The organism is Bacteroidales bacterium (genome assembly GCA_035299085.1).
Taxonomy (GTDB): Bacteria; Bacteroidota; Bacteroidia; order Bacteroidales; family UBA10428; genus UBA5072.
On sequence record DATGXG010000052.1, the window covers coordinates 83,946 to 105,120 of the forward strand.

General features: G+C 43.5%; 18 protein-coding genes. 10 read left to right on the forward strand and 8 right to left on the reverse strand.

Annotation, left to right across the window (positions count from 1 at the left end; genetic code table 11):
- The first annotated feature begins 113 nt into the window (after positions 1-113).
- From lon to VK179_17675, 4 genes are all read left to right on the forward strand, one after another.
- The gene (gene lon / locus VK179_17660) at positions 114-2,564 is read left to right on the forward strand and encodes an endopeptidase La (GenBank protein HLO60581.1); all 2,451 of its coding nucleotides are present in this window, start codon (positions 114-116) and stop codon (positions 2,562-2,564) included.
- 90 nt (positions 2,565-2,654) lie between these two features.
- On the forward strand, positions 2,655-3,188 hold the full coding sequence (locus VK179_17665; GenBank protein ID HLO60582.1) for a LiaF domain-containing protein: 534 nt from the start codon (positions 2,655-2,657) through the stop codon (positions 3,186-3,188).
- A gap of 213 nt (positions 3,189-3,401) precedes the next feature.
- Positions 3,402-3,878, forward strand: a complete 477-nt coding sequence (gene coaD / locus VK179_17670; GenBank protein HLO60583.1) for a pantetheine-phosphate adenylyltransferase — start codon at positions 3,402-3,404, stop codon at positions 3,876-3,878.
- A 1-nt stretch (position 3,879) separates the two neighbouring features.
- A complete protein-coding gene (locus VK179_17675) occupies positions 3,880-5,289 on the forward strand; it encodes a TlpA disulfide reductase family protein (protein ID HLO60584.1) in 1,410 nt (469 codons plus the stop codon).
- Here the strand turns inward: VK179_17675 and VK179_17680 are convergent.
- A complete protein-coding gene (locus tag VK179_17680; GenBank protein ID HLO60585.1) occupies positions 5,284-5,898 on the reverse strand; it encodes an NUDIX domain-containing protein in 615 nt (204 codons plus the stop codon). The two genes, VK179_17675 and VK179_17680, sit on opposite strands and share 6 nt — an antisense overlap.
- A 7-nt stretch (positions 5,899-5,905) precedes the next feature.
- On the opposite strand from VK179_17680, the gene pyrE reads away from it, so the two are divergent.
- Both pyrE and VK179_17690 read left to right on the forward strand, forming a co-directional pair.
- Positions 5,906-6,538, forward strand: a complete 633-nt coding sequence (gene pyrE / locus VK179_17685; protein HLO60586.1) for an orotate phosphoribosyltransferase — start codon at positions 5,906-5,908, stop codon at positions 6,536-6,538.
- A 6-nt stretch (positions 6,539-6,544) separates the two neighbouring features.
- On the forward strand, positions 6,545-6,958 hold the full coding sequence (locus tag VK179_17690) for a hypothetical protein (GenBank protein HLO60587.1): 414 nt from the start codon (positions 6,545-6,547) through the stop codon (positions 6,956-6,958).
- A 2-nt stretch (positions 6,959-6,960) separates the two neighbouring features.
- On the opposite strand, the gene VK179_17695 is transcribed toward VK179_17690, so the two are convergent.
- Positions 6,961-7,710 (reverse strand): biotin--[acetyl-CoA-carboxylase] ligase, encoded by a 750-nt coding sequence (locus VK179_17695; GenBank protein HLO60588.1) that lies wholly within the window; start codon positions 7,708-7,710, stop codon positions 6,961-6,963.
- 162 nt (positions 7,711-7,872) lie between these two features.
- Between VK179_17695 and rsfS the strand changes: the two genes are divergently transcribed.
- From rsfS to VK179_17710, 3 genes are read left to right on the forward strand one after another with little or no spacing between them, the layout of a single operon-like run.
- Positions 7,873-8,229 (forward strand): ribosome silencing factor, encoded by a 357-nt coding sequence (gene rsfS, locus VK179_17700; protein HLO60589.1) that lies wholly within the window; start codon positions 7,873-7,875, stop codon positions 8,227-8,229.
- A 13-nt stretch (positions 8,230-8,242) separates the two neighbouring features.
- A complete protein-coding gene (gene ftsH, locus VK179_17705) occupies positions 8,243-10,306 on the forward strand; it encodes an ATP-dependent zinc metalloprotease FtsH (protein HLO60590.1) in 2,064 nt (687 codons plus the stop codon).
- Complete coding sequence (locus VK179_17710) at positions 10,303-11,124, forward strand: phosphatidate cytidylyltransferase (GenBank protein ID HLO60591.1); 822 nt, start codon at positions 10,303-10,305, stop codon at positions 11,122-11,124. The genes ftsH and VK179_17710 overlap by 4 nt, the downstream gene beginning before the upstream one ends.
- Before the next feature lie 32 nt (positions 11,125-11,156).
- Here VK179_17710 and kbl read toward each other — a convergent pair whose 3' ends face one another.
- Positions 11,157-12,347 (reverse strand): glycine C-acetyltransferase, encoded by a 1,191-nt coding sequence (gene kbl / locus VK179_17715; GenBank protein HLO60592.1) that lies wholly within the window; start codon positions 12,345-12,347, stop codon positions 11,157-11,159.
- A 189-nt stretch (positions 12,348-12,536) separates the two neighbouring features.
- Positions 12,537-13,499 (reverse strand): NAD-dependent epimerase/dehydratase family protein, encoded by a 963-nt coding sequence (locus tag VK179_17720; GenBank protein ID HLO60593.1) that lies wholly within the window; start codon positions 13,497-13,499, stop codon positions 12,537-12,539.
- Positions 13,500-13,677: 178 nt separating this feature from the next.
- Here VK179_17720 and VK179_17725 point away from each other — a divergent pair, with 178 nt between their 5' ends.
- Positions 13,678-16,068, forward strand: a complete 2,391-nt coding sequence (locus VK179_17725; protein HLO60594.1) for a hypothetical protein — start codon at positions 13,678-13,680, stop codon at positions 16,066-16,068.
- A 233-nt stretch (positions 16,069-16,301) separates the two neighbouring features.
- On the opposite strand, the gene VK179_17730 is transcribed toward VK179_17725, so the two are convergent.
- The 4 genes from VK179_17730 to VK179_17745 all read right to left on the reverse strand — a co-directional run bounded on the left by VK179_17730 (position 16,302) and on the right by VK179_17745 (position 21,143).
- Complete coding sequence (locus VK179_17730; GenBank protein ID HLO60595.1) at positions 16,302-18,416, reverse strand: SurA N-terminal domain-containing protein; 2,115 nt, start codon at positions 18,414-18,416, stop codon at positions 16,302-16,304.
- A 125-nt stretch (positions 18,417-18,541) separates the two neighbouring features.
- Positions 18,542-19,807, reverse strand: a complete 1,266-nt coding sequence (locus tag VK179_17735; protein HLO60596.1) for a hemolysin family protein — start codon at positions 19,805-19,807, stop codon at positions 18,542-18,544.
- Between the two features lie 8 nt (positions 19,808-19,815).
- A complete protein-coding gene (gene lptC / locus VK179_17740; GenBank protein HLO60597.1) occupies positions 19,816-20,409 on the reverse strand; it encodes an LPS export ABC transporter periplasmic protein LptC in 594 nt (197 codons plus the stop codon).
- Positions 20,406-21,143, reverse strand: a complete 738-nt coding sequence (locus VK179_17745) for a type III pantothenate kinase (GenBank protein ID HLO60598.1) — start codon at positions 21,141-21,143, stop codon at positions 20,406-20,408. The genes lptC and VK179_17745 overlap by 4 nt, the downstream gene beginning before the upstream one ends.
- Positions 21,144-21,175: the final 32 nt, after the last annotated feature.

The window sequence follows — 21,175 nt, forward strand, 5'->3', positions numbered from 1 at the left end:
AAAATATTTTCATGGCATAGAGATTGTTACGTCTATTGGGATTATTTTAATCACCGATTGCTGACAATTTGTCTTTTTTTTTGTTTTAAACTCTCAGGAGGAAAAGTTACATTATGAGTAATTCGCACGTAAAGAAGGCCGCAGATTTGTTTTTATTACCCAATGAGGATACTGACTTCATTCCGTTGATTTCGGAAGAGGATGAAGAAAGTATTTCAATGACGAAAGTTCCCGATACGCTTCCCATATTACCTCTTCGCAATACTGTTTTATTCCCGGGGGTTATCATTCCCATTACCGTTGGCCGTGAGAAATCAATGCGGCTTGTCAGGGAAATCTACCAGAAAAATAAAATTATAGGAACAGTGGCTCAGAAGGATCCGAATATTGATGACCCTGAACCGGATGAAATGTATAATGTGGGTACAATGGCCCAGTTGCTGCGCATACTGGAAATGCCTGATGGATCCACATCGGTGATCATACAGGGAAAACGGAGGTTTGAAATTGACGAAATTGTCAGTACAGAGCCTTATTATGTAGCACGCGTTTCAGCCCTCGAAGATGTCAAGCCAAAAAGAAAGGACCATGAATTCGAAGCCATCGTCGGTTCGCTGAAAGACCTTTCGCTCAAAATGATCAAACTTTCAAGCAATATACCCCCTGAAACATCATTTGCTGTTAAGAACATAGAAAGCTCATCTTTCCTGATCAACTTCATCAGTTCGAACAGCGATATCCGCATGCATGAAAAGCAGCACCTGCTTGAACAAAACAATCTTAAAAAACGGGCCACAGCGCTGCTTCAATACCTGTCGAGAGAAGTGCAGATGCTTGAGCTGAAGCATGATATCCAGACCAAGGTTAAGATTGATATGGATCAACAGCAGCGCGAATATTTCCTGCACCAGCAGATGAAAACCATCCAGGATGAACTGGGTGGCAACCCTATTGAACAGGAAATTGAGGAGCTAAAGAACAGGGCTAAGAAAAAGAAATGGAGCAAGGAAATGGGCGTGTCCTTCATGAAAGAAGTAGACAAACTCAACCGGCTTAACCCGGCAACCGGCGAGTACTCCGTACAGCTGAATTATCTGCAGACGCTGCTGGAGTTACCATGGAACGAGTATACAAAAGATAATTTCGATCTGAAAAGAGCCCAGCGCATACTGGACAAGGATCATTTCGGACTTGAAAAGGTTAAGGAGCGGATCATCGAACACCTGGCAGTTCTTAAGCTGAAAGGGGATATGAAATCACCTATCATCTGCCTTTACGGTCCTCCGGGGGTGGGTAAAACATCGCTTGGCAAATCGGTGGCAAAAGCCCTGAACCGCAAATATATCCGTATGTCGCTCGGTGGTTTACACGATGAGGCTGAAATCAGGGGTCATCGCAAAACCTACATTGGTGCCATGCCCGGCCGGATTATCCAGAGCATCAGGAAAGCAAAATCATCAAACCCGGTATTTGTGCTGGATGAGATCGACAAGGTGGGAAAAGATTTTCATGGTGACCCTTCATCAGCGCTTCTTGAAGTACTCGATCCCGAGCAGAACAGCGCGTTCTATGATAATTTCATAGAGCATGAATTCGACCTTTCGAAAGTGCTTTTCATTGCCACGGCAAATACTACCACTACAATCAACCCGGCTTTGCTCGACAGGATGGAGCTTATCAATGTAAGCGGCTATATAATTGAAGAAAAGGTAGAGATAGCACGGCGACACCTGGTGCCCAAAGAACTTAGCAATCATGGACTGGACCCTGAAGCTGTGATCCTGTCGAAAAAGATACTGGAATACCTTGTCGAAAACTACAGCCATGAATCCGGCGTTCGCGAGCTGGATAAGACACTTGCCAAAATTATCAGGGTAATCGCCCGTAAGGTGGCCATGGAAGAAGATTTCAACAAACGGCTTACCGAGAAAGATATAGAGGAAATCCTTGGTGCACCGAAATATCTGAAGGATAAATACCAGGGTAATGAATTTGCCGGCGTGGTTACAGGACTTGCCTGGACAGCGGTAGGCGGAGAAATTCTTTTTGTTGAAACCAGCCTCAGTAAGGGGAAAGGCAACCTGACTCTTACCGGTAACCTGGGCGATGTGATGAAAGAATCGGCCGTCATTGCCCTTGAGTACATCAAGTCGCACAGCGACATGCTCGATCTGAAACCCGAGCTTTTTGAAAACTGGAATGTTCATATTCATGTTCCAGAAGGGGCCATACCCAAAGACGGTCCATCTGCCGGTGTTACAATGGCCACATCCATTGCTTCGGCCATGACTCAGAGAAAGGTTAAAGAAAATATTGCCATGACCGGTGAAATCACCCTTCGTGGCCGTGTTCTGCCTGTAGGCGGAATTAAAGAAAAAATCCTGGCAGCAAAGAGGGCGGAAATTAAAGAAATCATCCTGTCGGAAGACAATCGCAAGGATATCAGGGAAATTAATGAGATTTACCTTAAGGGCCTGAAATTTCATTATGTGAAGAATGTGATGGAAGTATTTCAGACAGCGCTGCTTAAGGACCAGGTAGCTAAACCTGTAATTTTTGCATAATACCGGTTATAAAACCTGATTCACCGATTTAAGGTTTGATTTGGGATACAATACGCCTTATTTTACACCTAAATTTTAAACTCTATGAAAATGGCACCAGGATTATTTTGGGGTGTGTTGCTGGTTCTGATTGGATTGGCAGCTATATTTCGCGTTGTTTTTGACGTGAACCTGTTCGGAATTCTATTTGCGTTCTTCCTTATTTTTGTCGGAATCAGCCTGCTTGTCGGCAAACCCTGGATGTTCAGGGGAGGGTATCATCACGACGAAAAAAATACAATGTTTGAGGAAAGAGCGGTGTTTGATCAGCCAAAAGATAATTCGGAATACAATGTGATCTTTGGCCGGTCGGTTTACGATTTTACCAATGTGCAATTTCCCGACAACGAACCTATCCGTATTAAAATCAACACAATCTTTGGAAATTCAGTTATAAAAATAAGCAAGAACTCTCCTGTAAAAATAAAGTCCGATGCAGTATTTGCCGGAGCAACCATGCCTGACGGCAACACCGTGGCCTTCGGTACTATTCAGTATAACACCGACACTTTCGGAGTAGCTCTTAACCAGCTCATTATTGACGCTCCTGTTGTTTTCGGAGCACTTCAGGTGAAGGCGGAGTGAAAACCTGCAGCATCGAAGACCAGTCAGCGTTTGAACATCCCGGGTGAAGTCTGTAATCGGTATTCGGTAATCGGTATTCGGTAATCAGTAATCGGTAATCAGTAATCGGTAATCGACAGTAATAGGCAGGATTAAAAGATGCAGGCGGCCCTTGCGGCCGCCCTTGCGTTTTATTATTTTTATATACCTTTACCCTTACTAATCATAGTTACTATGTACGATGACAAAATAAAGATAGCCATTTTCCCCGGTTCATTTGATCCGTTTACTATAGGACATGAATCGGTTGTCAGGCGTGCTCTCGATATGTTTGATAAGGTGATTGTGGGTATCGGATACAATACGACTAAAAACCGGTTTATACCCATAGAAGTTACTTCGGAAGGAATTCAGAAGGTTTTTGAGGATACAGGCGGGAGAGTGGAAGTTAAAATTTTCAAGGGACTCACTGTCGATCTCTGCCGCAAAGAACAGTCGCGTTACATCCTCAGGGGACTAAGAACGGCTGCCGATTTTGAATATGAGCGTGCCATTGCACAGACAAACAAAGCCATGTACCCCGAAATCGAAACGGTTTTCCTGTTGACCCTTCCGGAGCATACTCATGTAAATTCTTCTATTATCAGGGAAATCATTAAACAGGGCGGCGATGTGCGCCAATTTGTGCCTAAAAACTACGTAATTAAATAGGATGGGATTAAAATTCGCTGTTTCAATACTCGCGATTCTCAGCACATTATCTTCTTTTGCAGCCAGAGTCACACTTTATGGCAATGCACCGTCATATTCCGGCACAGAGCTTACATTTTACCGTGTCTCCGACTGGATTACCGGTACCGAGGTGAAGGCCGGTTCCTGTATTGTAAATGAAAAAGGGAATTTTACGACCGATATCGATCTGGATTTCACCTCCCAGATCATTACCTATATCGGCATTTACCAGGGATATTTTTTTGCCGAGCCTGGAAAATCATATGAGCTAATACTTCCCGAAAGGCGCGACAAATCGCCCGAAGATCAGCTGAATCCTTATTTCGAACCGGTAGAGATACATCTTGGCATGGCTAATTTCAAAAGTGATGATCTGAACATGCTCATCGTCATGTTTGATGATGCCTACATTCCTTATTATGATAAGCATGTGAACACCATTTATACCAAACCCGACTTCAAACAGATCGATAAAGATATAAGCCAGATTGAATCAGCCTTTTCGACATATGATAATTCATATTTCAAGAACTACAGGCTCTATCACTATGGAATGCTGAAAATGCTGGCTAACCGCCAGAGAGTTCAAAGCCTGTCCGATGAGTATTTCAATAATCACCCGGTTTTGTATAACAACACAGCGTATGGCGATTTATTCAACCAGGTGTTTGAAAAATATTTCATTCTGTTCAGCCGAAGTGATTTGGGTAAGAATATTTATGATGACATCAACCAGAAAGGCAGCTATCATGCTTTACTTCATACCCTTTCAAAATCAGGAAATTTCAGCAACGATACCCTGACAGAAATGGTTATCCTGAAAGAGATTCACGATGAATTTTATGGAACCCAGTTCTCACGCAACGGGTTGCTGAAACTTCTGGATACTCTCATACAGGTGACCCGAATTGGTGAGCATGAGATCATCGGAATGAATATCAGGCATAAAATCACCCGTCTTCTGGCTGGCTACGAGCCTCCGCCTTTTGAGTTACAGGATACACGAGGAAACCTCGTAAAGCTTTCCGATTTCAGGGGGAAATATGTCTACCTTAATTTCTGCACATGCCAGAGCTACAGCTGCCTGAATGAATTCAATATGCTGGCATCCATGCATCAGAGGATTGGGGATAAGCTCACCATCATTACAATCTCAACCGATCCGCAGGAAGAAGTGCTGAACCAGTTTTTACAAAAGAACAAGTACGACTGGGTTTTTCTGCATTACGACAAGCAGCCCGGGGTCATAAAAGACTATGATGTCAGGGCATTTCCAACGTATTTCCTGATAGGACCTGATGGTAAGCTGATTTACTCCCCGTCCGCGTCCCCGGCAGAGAATTTCGAGCAGAAGCTTTTTGATGTAATGAAATCGAGGGGCGATCTATAACAGGTTGGCATACTTAAGTACATCGATAATAGCCATGTAGGTATTATCAACAATACTTTTCAGTTTTTCTTTTTTTACCCACCGTATTTCTGAAATATCCTCATCGGTTTCAGGTATCGGTTCCTCATGACCGTCATATAGCATGTCAAACCATGCCGTACGTTTAAGTATCGGTTTTTTATCGATATAATAGCAGTGGTAGGTGGAGAGCAGCGGAGTGATATTTTCAAAACTGCTCAGGCCGGTTTCTTCAGTGACTTCACGGATTGCAGCCTTTTCAATAGTTTCGTTCTTATTTACTTTTCCCTTGGGAAGATCCCATTTGCCGCGACGTTTCATCACAAGGTATTCTCCTTCGGTGTTATGGATAAGCCCTCCGGCTGCATGTACCATTTCAAAGCACGATTTAAAGCGCTCCCTGAGCTGATCGATATCATGATGAAAAACAAAAAGAGTGTCAACCTGCTTTAAATTCCAGTAGAAATCAAGCAGCTCACCCAACTCAGCAACATTTCTGTATTTATAGAATAAACCATACTTTGTCTGAAAGTTCCGGATGAAATCATCCGTCAGCAGCACAACCCGTTCGTTGAAAAAAACTTTGTACATTTACAATATGAAAAATGTCCACAAATCCGTTGCAGGCCTCTTACTTCAGTGTAATGCCATAAAACTGAGTCCCGATAAGCCTTTTCAATGGGCATCAGGCTGGAAATCGCCCATCTACTGTGATAACCGGAAAACTCTTGGTTTCCCCGAAATAAGAAACAAAATCAAAGATAGTTTTGTAAAGGTTATACGGGAAAATTATTTATCAACAGAAGCAATTGCCGGTGTTGCTACTGGCGCCATTGCACAGGGGGCACTCGTGGCAGACGCACTGGGCTTACCGTTCATGTATGTGAGATCGGAAGCAAAGGGACACGGTCTTGAAAATCTTATAGAAGGCCATTACACAAAAGGCCAAAAAGTGTTAGTAATTGAAGATCTAATATCTACCGGGGGCAGCAGCCTCAAGGCAGTGAAATCATTGCGCGATGCAGGCTGCGAGGTGACAGGCATGGCTGCCATATTTACTTATGGCTTTCCAAAGGCTGAAGAGGCTTTCAGGGAGGCAAACTGCCCTCTGATCACCCTTAGCAATTACGAAGCACTTATTGAACTGGCCGTTGAAACAGGATATGTTTCGGAAGAACAGGTTGAAACGTTGAAAGAATGGAGAAAATCTCCTGAAAACTGGAAAAAATAAAATATTATGCTGAAACTTACGAGTAAGACAGGAAAAGCCAATGCGAAACAGGAAGTTGTTTTCAATTACATAAGCGATTTCAGAAATTTTGCCAATCTTCTTCCGGCCGACAGGCTTGAAAACACTGAAATAACAAAAGATTCAATCCGATTCACCTTGCCGGGAATGGGTGATATCGGGCTTAAAATTGCTGAAGAGCATCCTTTCGATCAATTGGTTATTAATGCCATTGAGGGAACGGCCGCTGATTTTACTTTCTGGATCAATATTCTTCCTATGGTTGAAAATGCATCGCAGGTAAATGTAATTCTGAACGCCAATTTAAACATGTTCATGGAGATGATGGCAAAAGGGCCGCTTCAGCAGTTTCTTGACCTGATGATTGACAAGGTGGAGCATATTAAATTCGAAGCTGTCTGAATTTATAATTCAAAAGAAATTTCTTTAAATCCGTAATTTTTAACATTGCCGTTACGCAGAAGCACCATCAGCTCGCCTGAATCGGCCACATCGATGATTCTGCCTTCAAATTGACCTGTGTCGTCAGTACAGTAGGTCCATTTATTGAGCCCTGACAATTTGTTCAGGTAAGCTGTCCTTATGATTTCAAGCTTGTTATCATACAACAGATCGAGTCCGGTGGCCAGACTTTGGAACAGTTTTTCACGGATTTCTGTCAAATCATAAACAATTCCTGTAATCTGCCTCAGTGAAACAGGATTTGGTATATGAGCCGGGAAAAGGGTCTGGTTGATGTTCAGGCCAATACCGATTACACAGGTATTCAGGTATTCACCCATTATTGTATTTTCAATCAGGATTCCTGCAATCTTGTTTTTGCCAACCAGGATGTCATTCGGCCATTTTATACTGACACCTGTTGTCAAAACCGATAAAAACACTGCCAGGCTGTGTGAAATACACATCGACAGATAAAACTGCCTGTCGGCAGGTAAGAACGAAGGTTTAAGAACAAGGCTGAATAACAGGTTTGAAGCGTTGTCGCTTATCCATTCCGAGCCTCCCTGTCCTTTACCGCCAACCTGGTGGTCTGCCAAAATTACAGTGCCTTCCTGAACTTCACCTTTCTGCAACAACCGTGAAGCATATGCATTTGTTGAATCCACTGTTTGCAGGTGAATCAGGGGAATGCCCGGAATAAAATCTCTCATTTTTTCTAAAAAAATCTTAATATTTGACTTACCTGTTTATTTGGTATTGAAATTGTAATAAAGTTACAGATAATTTTGCCATGGGGATCAATAACAGTGAAGTTGAATTCCGGGCCTAATTATTTAATTCACTATTTTTGTATTAAAATAAGAAGCATCAGCTTGGGAAGTAACGATCAATTGATACAAACAATTATTGAAGGAATACTCGGGAAAAAGGGCAGGGAAGTTGTAAATATGGATTTAGCAAAGCTGGACTACGCTGCATGTGACAATTTTATTATATGCCACGGTGATTCGGTAACCCAGGTAAGGGCCCTTGCTGATTCAGTTGAGGAAAAGTTGGAGGAGAAGCTGAGAATCAGTGTATCTCACCGAGAAGGTATTGAAAATGCACAATGGATACTGCTGGATTATGGTACGGCAGTAGTACATATATTTTTAAAAGAAGCCCGTGATTACTACAAACTTGAAGATCTTTGGGGTGACGCGGAAATAACCATGATTCACGAAGAATAGGAGATTCAACAGCATGGAAGAAAAAAAAGAAACAAAGCGCAAAGAGGAAGAAAAAAATACTACAAATAACAATAACACTCCCAAGCAGCCAGGTAATATGTTGGGCGGAAAACGTCCCAAATTCAATGCCATGTGGATATATGCCCTGATTGGCATTTCAATTATCCTGATCTATTTGTTCGATTCGGGACAGGGACCTGTTCCTATTGACTGGAAGTTCTTCCAGAATGAACTGCTTTTAAAAGGGGAGATTGACAAGATCGAAGTGATAAACGGACGCTATGCCCAGATTTATATCAAGCAGGAGAAACTCAGCGAACCTAAGCACCAGAAGAATTTCAGCAAGGGATTCAACACGTTTTCGAAGGCAGGTCCTCATTACACAATTCATGTAGGCTCAAACGATATTTTTATCAAGCAACTCGATGAGGCACAGGCGAATCTGCCGGAATCAGAGAAAATCTATCCCGAATTCCTCGAGAAACGCACTTTTGGTGACACACTGTATATATTGCTACCGTTAATTGTGCTTGTTATCATTTATATGGTCATATTCCGCAGGGTAAGTGGCGGTGGTGGAGGAGCAGGCGGCACAAATATATTCAACGTGGGTAAGTCAAAAGCCCGTATATTTGATAAAGACGAAAATATAAGGATTGATTTTAAGGATGTAGCCGGGCTTGAAGAGGCAAAAATGGAAGTAAAGGAAATAGTCGACTTCCTTAAAAAGCCCAAGAAATACACTGACCTTGGAGGTAAAATTCCTAAAGGCGCACTGCTTGTAGGTCCTCCGGGTACCGGAAAGACTCTGCTTGCCAAAGCGGTGGCAGGGGAAGCCCATGTACCTTTTTTCTCGCTTTCCGGGTCTGATTTTGTTGAAATGTTCGTGGGTGTCGGCGCATCCCGTGTACGCGACCTTTTTAAACAGGCCAAGGAAAAGGCGCCCTGTATTGTATTCATCGATGAAATTGATGCTATCGGGCGGGCCAGGGGCCGTAACCCGAACCTGGGTGCCAATGATGAACGCGAAAACACCCTTAACCAGCTTCTCACTGAAATGGATGGTTTCGCTTCAAATGCCGGTGTGATTATCCTGGCAGCCACCAACAGGGCAGACATTCTTGACAAAGCCCTTCTCAGGGCCGGCAGGTTCGATCGCCAGATATATGTTGAATTGCCTGACCTTAACGAGAGGAAGGAGATATTCAAGGTACACCTGCGCCCGATTAAAATTGATAAAGAACTTGATGTTGATTTCCTTGCACGTCAGACACCCGGTTTTTCCGGTGCCGATATTGCCAATGTTTGCAATGAAGCAGCCCTGATAGCCGCCCGTAAAAATAAGAAAACGGTTCAGAGACAGGATTTCCTGGATGCTGTTGACCGCATTGTCGGTGGTCTTGAAAAGAAAAACAAGATTATCACTTCGGATGAGAAGAAAACCATCGCCTATCACGAAGCCGGCCATGCAACGGTAAGCTGGATGCTTGAGCATGCAAGCCCGCTTGTTAAGGTTACCATAATCCCCAGGGGAAAATCACTGGGTGCTGCATGGTATCTGCCCGAGGAACGCCAGATAACAACCCGCGAACAGCTTCTTGAAGAAATGACTGCCACGCTCGGAGGCCGTGCTGCTGAAGACATAACATTCGGCCGTTTGTCAACCGGCGCTCTGAACGATCTCGAAAGAGTGACTAAACAAGCCTATGCCATGGTTACCTACTTCGGTCTCAGCGATAAGATCGGAAACCTGAGCTATTATGATTCTTCGGGACAAAGCGATTACTTCTTCCAGAGGCCCTATAGCGATAAAACCGCTGAAGTTATTGATTCAGAAGTGAAATCGATAATTGACGAGCAATATGTGCTTGCCAAGAATATCCTCACCGATAACAGGCAGGGATTGGTTCAGCTGGCAGAACAACTTCTTGAGAAGGAAGTGATTTTTACCGAAGACCTTGAAAGGATATTCGGAAAACGCAGGAAATCCGGTCAGGAAGCTGAATTGGCCGAAGTTCCCAGGACTACTGAATTAAATGCCGAAGGAGAAGATACGTTACAAAAAACTGAAAATTGAAAAACCTTTTTCAGCGAACTCTATCCGGTATTGTTTACCTGGTTCTCATTATAGGTTCACTCTTTGCAGGCAGGTATGCCTATGGCAGCGTTTTCATGTTGATCGGCATACTGGCCATGCTGGAGTTATACTCCATTTTTAACCTGGAAAAGAAGGGTCTCGTTACTCTGCCGGGACTTATCCTTACAGCATTAGCTTTTATCATTGGATTCTGCGTATCCTCAGGTTTATTGCCTGCAGAATATGCTGCAATAGCCCTTGTTTTTGGGATTTTACTTCTCATCACCGGACTTTACGTGAAGGACAGCGATGCAACAAAGATAATTCTTCCGGTAGTTACCGGACTGGTGTATGTAGCCCTGCCTTTTGCTTCAATGAACTATCTTGTCTTTCCACAAACTACGGGACACCAATATACGCACCGGATTATTCTCGGAATTTTCACACTCATCTGGATCAATGACACCGGCGCTTATGTAACCGGAATGATGATTGGCAGACATAAAATGTTTCCCAGGATCTCACCCAAGAAAACGTGGGAAGGACTGGCAGGCGGAACAGCGTTCACCCTTGTTGCATCGATCTGGATGAACCGGTTAATGGGAATTCTTGAGCCTGCCGATTGGATCGCTCTCGCAATCATCACCTCGATTTTCGGAGTGTATGGCGACCTCACCGAATCATTGCTCAAACGCAATGCAGGTATTAAGGATTCAGGAAATCTCATTCCCGGCCATGGCGGTATCCTCGACCGGTTTGACTCAATCCTTTTTGTGGTGCCGGTGGCGGTGATTTACCTTATGATAAGGGGAATTTAACGTCAAACCTCAAACCTCAAACCTCAAACGGTTTATTTAATCACCCCCAGCTCTTTCCCTATCTTCACAAACGCCTTTATAGCTTTATCCAGGTGCGCACGGGTATGAGCAGCTGAAAGCTGAACTCTTATCCTGGCTTCGCCTTTGGGTACAACCGGGTAATAGAAACCGATCACATAAATTCCTTCCTCGAGTAATCGTGAAGCAAACTCCTGAGAAAGACGGGCATCAAAAAGCATTACAGCTACAATAGCTGATTTTGAAGGCTTAATGGTGAATCCGGCCTTGATGATTTCATTCCTGAAATAATCTGTATTTTCATGAAGCCTTTCCTGCAATTCGGAGGTCTCTGACATCATATCGAACATGGCTATGCCTGCCTTTGTAATCATGGGAGGCAGCGAATTTGAGAACAGGTAAGGCCTTGAGCGCTGTCTCAGCATTTCAATGATTTCCTTTCTTCCGGTTGTAAAGCCGCCAATAGCGCCACCGAAAGCTTTACCCAGAGTTCCGGTTATAATGTCAACCTGTCCCCTGATATTGTAAAGCTCTGTCACGCCTCTGCCTGTATTTCCTACTACACCTGCCGAATGGCATTCATCAACCATAACAAGCGCATCATATTTTTCAGCCAGTTTGCAGATCTGGTCAACCGGGGCTACGTTTCCGTCCATGCTGAACACACCGTCGGTTACAATAATTTTAAACCGGTTAGCTGAAGCTTTTTTAAGCTGCTCCTCCAGGTCGGCCATGTCGGCGTTTGCATAGCGGTAACGCTGTGCCTTGCATAATCTCACGCCATCTATAATGGATGCATGGTTAAGCGAATCGGAAATTATGGCATCCTCTTCACCCAGCAGAGGTTCAAATACACCGCCATTGGCATCAAAGCAGGCGGCGTAAAGTATGGTATCCTCGGTGCCGAAGAAATCTGCAATTTTTTGCTCGAGTTCCTTGTGCAATTCGGTGGTTCCGCAGATAAAACGTACTGACGACATACCGTAACCGTGGTTGTCAAGTGTTTCATGAGCAGCCTTAATCAGTGCCGGATGTGAGGATAACCCGAGGTAATTGTTGGCGCAAAAATTCACCACCTGTTTGCCGTCGGCAAGGCGGATATCGGCATCCTGCGGCGAAACGATAATCCGTTCTTTCTTATATAATCCTGCATCTTCAATCGATTTTAATTCCTGCTGAAGATATTGTTTTATTCTTCCGTACATGGCTGTTTTGTTTGAGGTTTGATGTTCTTCTTAAATCGTAAATCGGTGTTCGGTGTTCAGTGTTAATCATATGACTATGTGACCTATGAGACACATATGACGAATGGTCCGGAGGGCTTTTTGCATTGTCCTGCCTGTGCCGGCAGATTGCTTTGCACCGTAGGAACCGGTGCTCGCAATGACGAGCTATCACCGGTTCCCATTCACCGGCTTCTTCCTTATTTCTTCAATCATCCTGTCGGTTATATGCTGAAGATCGTACTTCGGTTTCCATACGATACTTGTTCTCAGTTCACTGTCATCAATGCTGTTCGGCCAGCTTTCGGCAATTGACTGCCTGAAATCGGGCTTATAGGTAATGTCAAAACCGGGTATATGCCGGCGGATATCTACAGCAGTTTGCCTGGGTGTCAGACTGGGTCCTGTAATATTATAGGATGAATGACAGTTCAGGTTGGCCTTATCGGTTTCCATTAGACGGATAGTAGCCCCGATGGCGTCTTCCATAAACATCATCGGCATTTCCATACTTTCCGAAACAAAACAGGTATAGTTCCTTTTACGCACGGCTTCATAGTATATTTCAACAGCCCAGTCGGTAGTGCCGCCTCCGGCCTCAGTCTTATAACTGATGAGCCCGGGATAACGCAAACTTCTTATATCAATTCCGTATCGTTTGCTGTAATATTCGCACCAGCGTTCACCGGCAAGCTTACTGATACCATAAACAGTTGACGGTTCCATTATGGTCAGCTGAGGTGTCTTATCTTTTGGTGTTGTAGGTCCGAACACTGCTATAGAGCTTGGCCAGAATATTTTTTTTACATCCTCAACCAGCTTGGCAACCTCTAGAATATTCATGAGGCTGTCCATATTGATATGCCAGGCCTGCGTGGGTAATTTTTCCGCGTTGCCTGACAGTACGGCAGCCAGGTGATAAATCTGTGTGATTTTATTTCGAATTACGAAATGAATCAGGTGCTTGTCGTCCATGACATCAAGCAACTGAAAAGGCCCGCTTTCCTTAATATCCGACGGTGCGTCCTTGACATCCGTTGCAAAAACATTTGAATTGCCATAGATCTTCCTGAGTTCAAGCGTCAGTTCTGATCCAATCTGACCGGCAGCTCCTATAATAAGTATTCGTTCCATTATGCAGTAAATTCGGTCGAAGTTAACTCAAAATGAAAACCAAAAAAAATGACCTTTGGCATGAAAAAAGCCCGAAACCGGGCCGGATCAATTTTAATATGACGAACGCACTTTATAAATTGCCGATAATGTAATAATTTTATAACCCGGGAAAACAAATAAAAATATCCAGAAAACTATGCAGTATAACAAGTCCAGTAAGGTAGAAGAGTACTTCAGCAGTATTCACACGGATTTCAATTTAAGTAGCCAGTATCATAAGATTCCTGTAATTGTGGTGGAGAATTATGTCGAGTTAGGACAGCTGTCTGCACTGCGGTTCCTGGAATGGGTAAGCCTGAACCCGGGCGGTGTGATAGCACTTCCCACGGGCAGAACCCCTGAATTTTTCATCCGGTGGGTACAGTTCTACCTCAACAATTGGAAAAAGGAAATGGATAACGGAATCCTGGCTAAAATTGGGCTTGACAAGAAGCTTATGCCTGATATGAAATCATTGCAATTCTATCAGCTTGATGAATTCTTCCCCATTAAGCCTGAACATGAGCGTTCATTCACCTACTTTGTCAAGAATTTTTATATTGACGGGTTCGGGATGGATCCGAAAAAGGTTCACCTGATCAATACATATGATATACCTGCACAAGCCGGGGCTGAATTCAGCCGGTTTCATAACCTTGATGAGATTTTCCCCGACGGGGTGATTGACCTGAGCTTGCGTATAAAGAAACCGAAAACTGAAAAGGACCAGCTGAAACAGAAAGCCATCAAATTATATGATCAATTCTGCCAGGATTATGAAGATTCAATCGAGCGGCAGGGTGGCATTGGCTTTTTCCTCGGAGGAATCGGGCCCGACGGGCATGTTGCATTCAATGTAAAAGGATCAGCGCATCATTCCCATACCCGGCTTACCAATATTAATTACGAAACGCAGGCCGCTGCTGCGTCTGACCTTGGAGGCATTGAAGTGGTTCGTAAAAAGGCTGTAATTACAATCGGCCTGAGAACTATCACCCAGAACCCCGATACCGTGGCTGTCATTATTGCTGCCGGCCAGTCAAAGTCAGAACAGGTACGGAATGCCGTTGAGCTTGACCCGACAATAACTTACCCGGCCACCAGCCTGCAGAAACTTAAAAGCGCCCGTTTCTTCATTACACAGAGCGCAGCTTCATTATTACGCCTGAGCGAGGGCAATATCAAACAACTTTATAAAGCCAAAAAGCTTCCGGTAAGCTATTATGAAAAGCTTGTCCTTGACGGTGCTGAAAAAAACAATCTTTCGCTTGTGGAAGCCTCAAGGCTGGATATCAGCAAGGTTTCAAAGGAAATCCCGGAATGGAAAATCGCTTGTGATTTAAGCGGCAAGCCTTTTGACGCACTCAGCGGTGAAATAATCCGTTCGCTGTTTGATAAAATTCAGCATGGACTTAAAGTTCCGGATAACCAAAGGATCCTGCATACGGCTCCGCACCACGATGATATTGAGCTTGCCTATTTCCCGCTTTTACATCACCTGGTTCGTTCACCCAATAACGAAAATTATTTTGTATACTGCACCAGCGGCTTTACTGCGGTTACAAACCAGTATGTGATTGAAAGACTTGAAAATCTTCAATACCAGATCCTTTGCAATAATGGAATCGACAATAACGATATTGAAAACCTGGCTGATTACAGTAATGCCCAGGAAGACATAACAGGTTACCTGAACGGGATTGCTTCGCAGGAGCCGGATATCCAGGATTATTTCATCAGCAGACGCCTTACCAGGTTGTTCTTAAATCATCTTAAAACAAAAGACCTCACTAAGCTTTCCGAATTTGTTGCGAAGCTTATCAGTGACCTTAAAGTGATTGAACCGGGCAGGAGCGAACCCCCGATTTATCACCTGATAAAAGGCTGGCTTCGTGAGTATGAAGCAGAGCTTGTATGGGCCTATTTCGGCATTGACATGGATCATGTAACCCACCTCAGGCTTCCATTCTATTCAGCCAATATTTTCCCGCAATACCCCAATGAAGAGGATGTGCAGCCCATTGTGGACCTGCTTGAAAAAATAAGGCCGACTATAATTACCCTGGCACTTGACCCGGAAGGAAGCGGACCCGACACGCATTATAAAACACTCATTGCCCTGGCCGATGCAATCGACAAGTATGCCTCAGAGCACCAGACGATGGATCTGCATATCTGGGGATACCGGAATATATGGTCACGCTACCAGATTCATGAAGTGAACAAGATTGTCCCCGTATCGCTGAATTCATTTGCTGTACTTCACAACATGTTCAACAGCTGCTTCCTGAGCCAGAAATCGGCTTCATTCCCAAGCTATGAACTTGACGGAACATTCAGTGAACTGGCACAAAAGATATGGGTGGATCAGTTCGACAACCTGACAGAGCTTTTAGGAAAGGAATATTTTTACGAAAGTACAAGTCCCATGATGCGTCGCAGCTACGGGGCTATTTACCTGAAAGATATGACGTACAAAGAATTCTGTGATTACCTTGTACCGGTACGCAGTCTTCTGAAAGCCAAAGAATCGCTGGGCGGGGAATAAAACCAACCTGTCAGCGTCCGAAGGACCTGACAGCGTTGGTTTTATTCAGAAGACGTCTATAACGGTCCGCTCGGAGGGACCTGACAGCGTTATTTATTTGAATCAATCCAATGAAGATAAATCCTAAAACGCTGACAGGTCTTCGACGCTGTCAGGTTTTACACCGGATCTAAAACAACAAAAAAGGCCGCTCAATTGAGCGGCCTTTTTGTATTATTTGTGACCGATATATTCTAGTAGAACATTCTCCTGTTATCCTTTACCTTGGCCAATTCTTTCAATGCTTCAAAAGCATAGTAATTGGTACGGGCAGCATAATTACGTTCAACAAAGTTCCGGTTCATATCAACCTGTGTATTGTTTTCGGTTGACTGAGGTGCAACGACGTTATTTACGTAAAGAACATAAACTCCGTTTTCACCGATAATGGGCTTTGAAACAACGCCTTTTTCCAATGAAAGGGCTGCCGCAACAACTTTCGGTTCAACACCGGCATTTCCGAGTGTGGATGATGAGAATTTTATTCCGCTTACGGGCTCAACTGAAAGGCCCATACTGCCAGCAAGGTCATCCAGCGATTTGGCAGAACCTGACTTTTCATTGAACTGCGCTACGAGTGTTTCAGCTTTCTTCTCCTGCTTTACCCTGTTTTCTACATCAGCTTTAACCTCTTCGAGAGGAGCAATGCCTTCTTCCCGAATGTTTTCAACTGTAGCTACCACATAGCGGTCTTCAATTTTAAACACGGTTGAAACATCCTTTTTCTCGGCTTTATAGGCCCAGCTCACAAGCTGACGGGCAGATTGCATATCATTTACCCTTTTGTCCATAGGAGCAACGTTCAATGCGCTGCGTACGGTGAAACCTTTGGGATTGGCTACAGCCTGAACAAATTTGTCATAGTCATTATTCATGCCAGCAAATTCGTTGGCCTGCATATAGTAATCATGGTCGGTATTCTCACTGGCCGTAACCTTTTTTACAAGGGTAGCCACCTGAACCTTACGGGTAGGTTTCGACTGGTCAGTAACCTGTATTACATGGATTCCAAATTGTGTGGGAACCACTTTAACTTCGCCTTTCTTTGCAAGGAAACAGGAATCACTGAAGGGTTTTACCATTTTGCCTTCTGTAAACCAACCTACATCACCGCCAAGCTGTGCTGAGTTGTCGGAAGAGTACATCAGGGCCAGCTTTGAAAAATCTTCGCCTTTTCTTACAAGGGTAGCCAGACTGTCAGCCAGTTTAAACATGGCCTGTGCATTGGCCTGTGTGGCACGTAATAAAATATGCCTTGCCTTCACCGAGTCGGGCAGGTAGTTCACAGCTGCCAGCCGGGAGATACGGTATGAATTGTCAGTGAAATAAGGGCCAAAAGATGCACCAACCGATGCATTGAACAAGGCCTTATTGAGTGTGTCAGAAAGCTCGCCTTCTTTATAATTTTTCTGATCAAAAGGAACGTCAGATTCGGTATTTACGAACTGAACCGGATTATCAGCTTTTTCAAAATCAGGGGCAATGTCATTGATCCATTGCTCAGCATATTTGAAATCGGCCTGTGAAGGAACCACTTCATAATATACATATCTCAGGTCACGTGATTCGCTCTGTTTAAACAGGTTTTTATTCTCCTTGTAATACTTTTCAAGGTCGCTTTTTGAAACCTGTATCGATGAATCAGAAACTGTACTGAAGTTTTTAACGATGAAATTCACATCAGCGGTCTTTGATGATTCCATCTGCTGACGTTCTGCGTCAAATTTTGTGGCATATAATCCCTGCCGTACCAGGTTCAGGTATTTTATATTCTTTCTTTGCCTGTAAATTTCATCTTCAAGGAAGTTATAATACCTTTTCTCATCCGATGTTTCATCCTCGGCACTTACGCGTTGCAGGAAAGCACTTAATGCCTGCCGGTTCAAAATGCCTGTCTGAGGATCGGTAAAAAGCTGGGCAAGGGCCGGGTGCGGGTTTTCACCCATTATTAAATTAGCAAGCTCTTCGGACGAAACTTCCACGCCAAGACGGTTGTATTGTTTGTCGAGTATCATATCCTGGATCATATTATCCCACGTTACCGTGCGAATCTGATCCATTGTCTGTTCGTCAACACTCATCTGACCACTCTGGAGCTTCTGGATATCTTCCAGTTTTTTTACCTTATTCTCATATTCCGTATATGGAACAGATTTGCCGGAAACTTCGGCTATTTCATATTTGGAACGTGTAAACAATGATCCCGATGAATCGAGTAAATCGCTCAACACAAAAGCAAGCAATGCCAAACCAATTATGATAGCCAGTAAAAGTCCGGCTCTGACTCTCAGCTTTTCTAAAACTGCCATGTAAAACTCAGGTTAAAATGTTCAAAAAAATAGGGTACGAATATAGCAATTAATCTTATTTAAAAGAATGAAAATAAAAAATTAGCATCCATCGCAAACAGGTGAATTAAGGCATTTTCACCGGATTATTCATGTAACGATTTTACCTGTACCAGATCAATACGGGTGCGGCTTACTTTCAAAATCCGGAATTCAAATTTGTCCGTCACTATTTTATCATTTACTTTGGGAATGCTCTGGTGCTGGAAAATAATGTATCCTGCCAGTGTATCATATTCTTCCGATTCGGGTAGGTTCAGGTCATATTTGTCGTTCAGGTAATCAATCTCAAGCCGGCCTGAAAAAATGAACTGACCTTTTTCCGGATTCTTCTCGATAAATTCATCCACATCATGTTCGTCGTCAATCTCACCGAAAATTTCTTCCATGATGTCCTCAATGGTGATCAAACCTGAAATCCCGCCAAACTCATCAACTACCATGGCCATGCTTCGTCTTTCCTGGATGAATTTTTTAAGCAGTTTATTGGCCGCCATGGTTTCAGGCACATAGGAAATGCTCAGCAGCATCGACCTTATGTCACGAGGATTCTTAAAGAGGTCTTTTGAAGTCACGTATCCGATAACATCATCCAGGTCATTTTCAAATACGGGCATTTTTGAAAAACCGCTATCAATGAATTCATGCCTGAGAGTTTCAATTGAGTCCTTTGCTCCTACCGATACAATTTCTGTTCGGGGAATCATGCAATCCCGGATCCGTACATTCGAAAAATCAAGTGCATTCTGAAACAGCTTGATTTCATCCGTTTCTTCACTGTTCGATTCGCCCTTGTTGTCCTGGATTTCATCGATAAGGTGGTTCAGATCGACCTTGCCAAAAACCATCTGATCGTATTTGTTGACGGTGTCCGATCGGATAATTGATTTGAGGATCCAGTTAGACAACCTGTGAATAACGATGCTTACCGGGTAGAGCACAATGAAAATCAGCAAAAGAGGGAACGACATGATTCTTAGGGCCAGGTTCGGATTGATCCGTACGATTGCTTTCGGAAGAAATTCTGCAAGGAAAAGGATCAGTAAAGTGGATAAAAGTGTTTGTATGATCATAATTCCGAACTCCGAAGCAATGAACCGGCTCAGAAACGGCTGCAGTGAACGCGACATGAAAATACTGTATATAACAATGGCTATGTTATTACCCAGCTGGATGGTGGCGATATACTGTCCTGAACGTTCCTGGAAAATGTGAATGATCTTTGATGATATGAGTCCCTGTTTCCTGTCGAGTTCAAGCCGTAGCTTATTCGATGCCAGGAAGGCAATTTCCATTCCTGCAAAAAAGGCGGCAAGAACAAGCGTAAGTAAGATGGTAAAAAATGGATTCATATGATGAGTTACATTCCTGTATCGTTTTCTGCTGGAGTGTCATTAACCAGGACCTCTCCCTGGTAACCATTCATTCTGAAGTGGGTAAGATTTTCTTTAGCTTCAAACCCGTTTTCACCGGTAAAAACACCATCAGGATTTGTTATTTTCGAGAATTTATCGGAGTAGATTCGTTCTTCTTTGTGATTCCAGAATAGTTGTTCGGTTTCGATCTTTTGCCCGGTCACCTGGTTTTCGCCATAAACATGATTTCTGCCTTCCCAAAGGTCCTTTTTTGAATAGTATATGGCAAACCTGGCCTGGATGAAAGAAGTCTGCCTGCCGAGGGAATCATAAAATACCGCTTTCATGCCTTTCGGAAACTCATAATAGGGTTCTTCCTTATTATTGTATTGTAAAACCTCGGGAGCCAGGACTTTCCCCTTCAGCAAACCAGAATCGGTGTAGGACATCTGGATGTCGTACCCTGTAACATCAGGAAGGTTGGATTCACTTGTAAGGGCTTTGATGGTTTCAATGTCATTCTTACAGGAAGAGGCTATGATAAGAAAAACCCAGATCGCTATCAGTCCGGATATCTTTATGTTTTTCTGAATTGTCATGGTTGTTGCCCTGAAATATTATACTCAAGGATATAGTTCAATCCCTTCAGCACAAGATCAGGTATCGCAAATATCGATCTTTTAAGTTTAGAAACAAAAAAAGCAGAATCTCCCCCTGTAAGGATAAATTCGCAGGCTGGATATGCCCTTGAAAATTCATCCATGTAGCTGTTGATTTCATGAATTATTCCCTGCTGAACCCCGGCAATAAGGGCTGTTCTTGTATCGTAGCCGAATTCAGGAAATGAAGGATCAGCGGAAACAAGCGGAAGCCTGGCCGTAAATTCATGCAAAGCCCTGAAGCGCATCTGCATGCCGGGTGAAATATTACCGCCTTTAAATTTTCCTTCGGATGTGACAAAATCAATTGTAATAGCTGTTCCCATATCGGCAATCATAACATTGCAATAAGGGCATACATAACGTGCGCCTGCCGCAGCCGCGATCCTGTCGCGCCCCAGAGTTTCAGGCGTTTCATATGAAATGGCAACCGGCAAAGGTGTTTTATGACCGAGAATGAGCAATGAAATATTTGCTTCAACGAGCGTTTCTTCAATTGCCTTATCTGGTTTGCCTGTAGCAGAAAGTATGGCACGAGATGCCTTTTTTGAAAAGATGACGCTGCGTACCATTTCCGAATGGTTCTCCTCAACCCTTACCGTATCAATAAGCCTGCCATGATCAAACCATGCAAGCTTTGTATGGGTGTTGCCGACATCAATTACAAGATTCATCTTAAATAATAAGCAGCAAATTTACTGATTTC

What these genes read in the sequence shown, in the direction of transcription:
- VK179_17675 (HLO60584.1), top strand. Translation starts at nt 3,880, where the DNA reads ATGGGATTAAAATTCGCTGTTTCAATACTCGCGATTCTCAGCACATTA.
- VK179_17735 (HLO60596.1), bottom strand. Translation starts at nt 19,807, where the DNA reads ATGAATCCATTTTTTACCATCTTACTTACGCTTGTTCTTGCCGCCTTT.
- VK179_17720 (HLO60593.1), bottom strand. Translation starts at nt 13,499, where the DNA reads ATGGAACGAATACTTATTATAGGAGCTGCCGGTCAGATTGGATCAGAA.
- lptC (HLO60597.1), bottom strand. Translation starts at nt 20,409, where the DNA reads ATGACAATTCAGAAAAACATAAAGATATCCGGACTGATAGCGATCTGG.
- kbl (HLO60592.1), bottom strand. Translation starts at nt 12,347, where the DNA reads ATGTACGGAAGAATAAAACAATATCTTCAGCAGGAATTAAAATCGATT.
- VK179_17665 (HLO60582.1), top strand. Translation starts at nt 2,655, where the DNA reads ATGGCACCAGGATTATTTTGGGGTGTGTTGCTGGTTCTGATTGGATTG.
- coaD (HLO60583.1), top strand. Translation starts at nt 3,402, where the DNA reads ATGTACGATGACAAAATAAAGATAGCCATTTTCCCCGGTTCATTTGAT.
- VK179_17680 (HLO60585.1), bottom strand. Translation starts at nt 5,898, where the DNA reads ATGTACAAAGTTTTTTTCAACGAACGGGTTGTGCTGCTGACGGATGAT.
- VK179_17730 (HLO60595.1), bottom strand. Translation starts at nt 18,416, where the DNA reads ATGGCAGTTTTAGAAAAGCTGAGAGTCAGAGCCGGACTTTTACTGGCT.
- lon (HLO60581.1), top strand. Translation starts at nt 114, where the DNA reads ATGAGTAATTCGCACGTAAAGAAGGCCGCAGATTTGTTTTTATTACCC.
- VK179_17725 (HLO60594.1), top strand. Translation starts at nt 13,678, where the DNA reads ATGCAGTATAACAAGTCCAGTAAGGTAGAAGAGTACTTCAGCAGTATT.
- pyrE (HLO60586.1), top strand. Translation starts at nt 5,906, where the DNA reads ATGAAAAATGTCCACAAATCCGTTGCAGGCCTCTTACTTCAGTGTAAT.
- VK179_17745 (HLO60598.1), bottom strand. Translation starts at nt 21,143, where the DNA reads ATGAATCTTGTAATTGATGTCGGCAACACCCATACAAAGCTTGCATGG.
- VK179_17695 (HLO60588.1), bottom strand. Translation starts at nt 7,710, where the DNA reads ATGAGAGATTTTATTCCGGGCATTCCCCTGATTCACCTGCAAACAGTG.
- VK179_17690 (HLO60587.1), top strand. Translation starts at nt 6,545, where the DNA reads ATGCTGAAACTTACGAGTAAGACAGGAAAAGCCAATGCGAAACAGGAA.
- ftsH (HLO60590.1), top strand. Translation starts at nt 8,243, where the DNA reads ATGGAAGAAAAAAAAGAAACAAAGCGCAAAGAGGAAGAAAAAAATACT.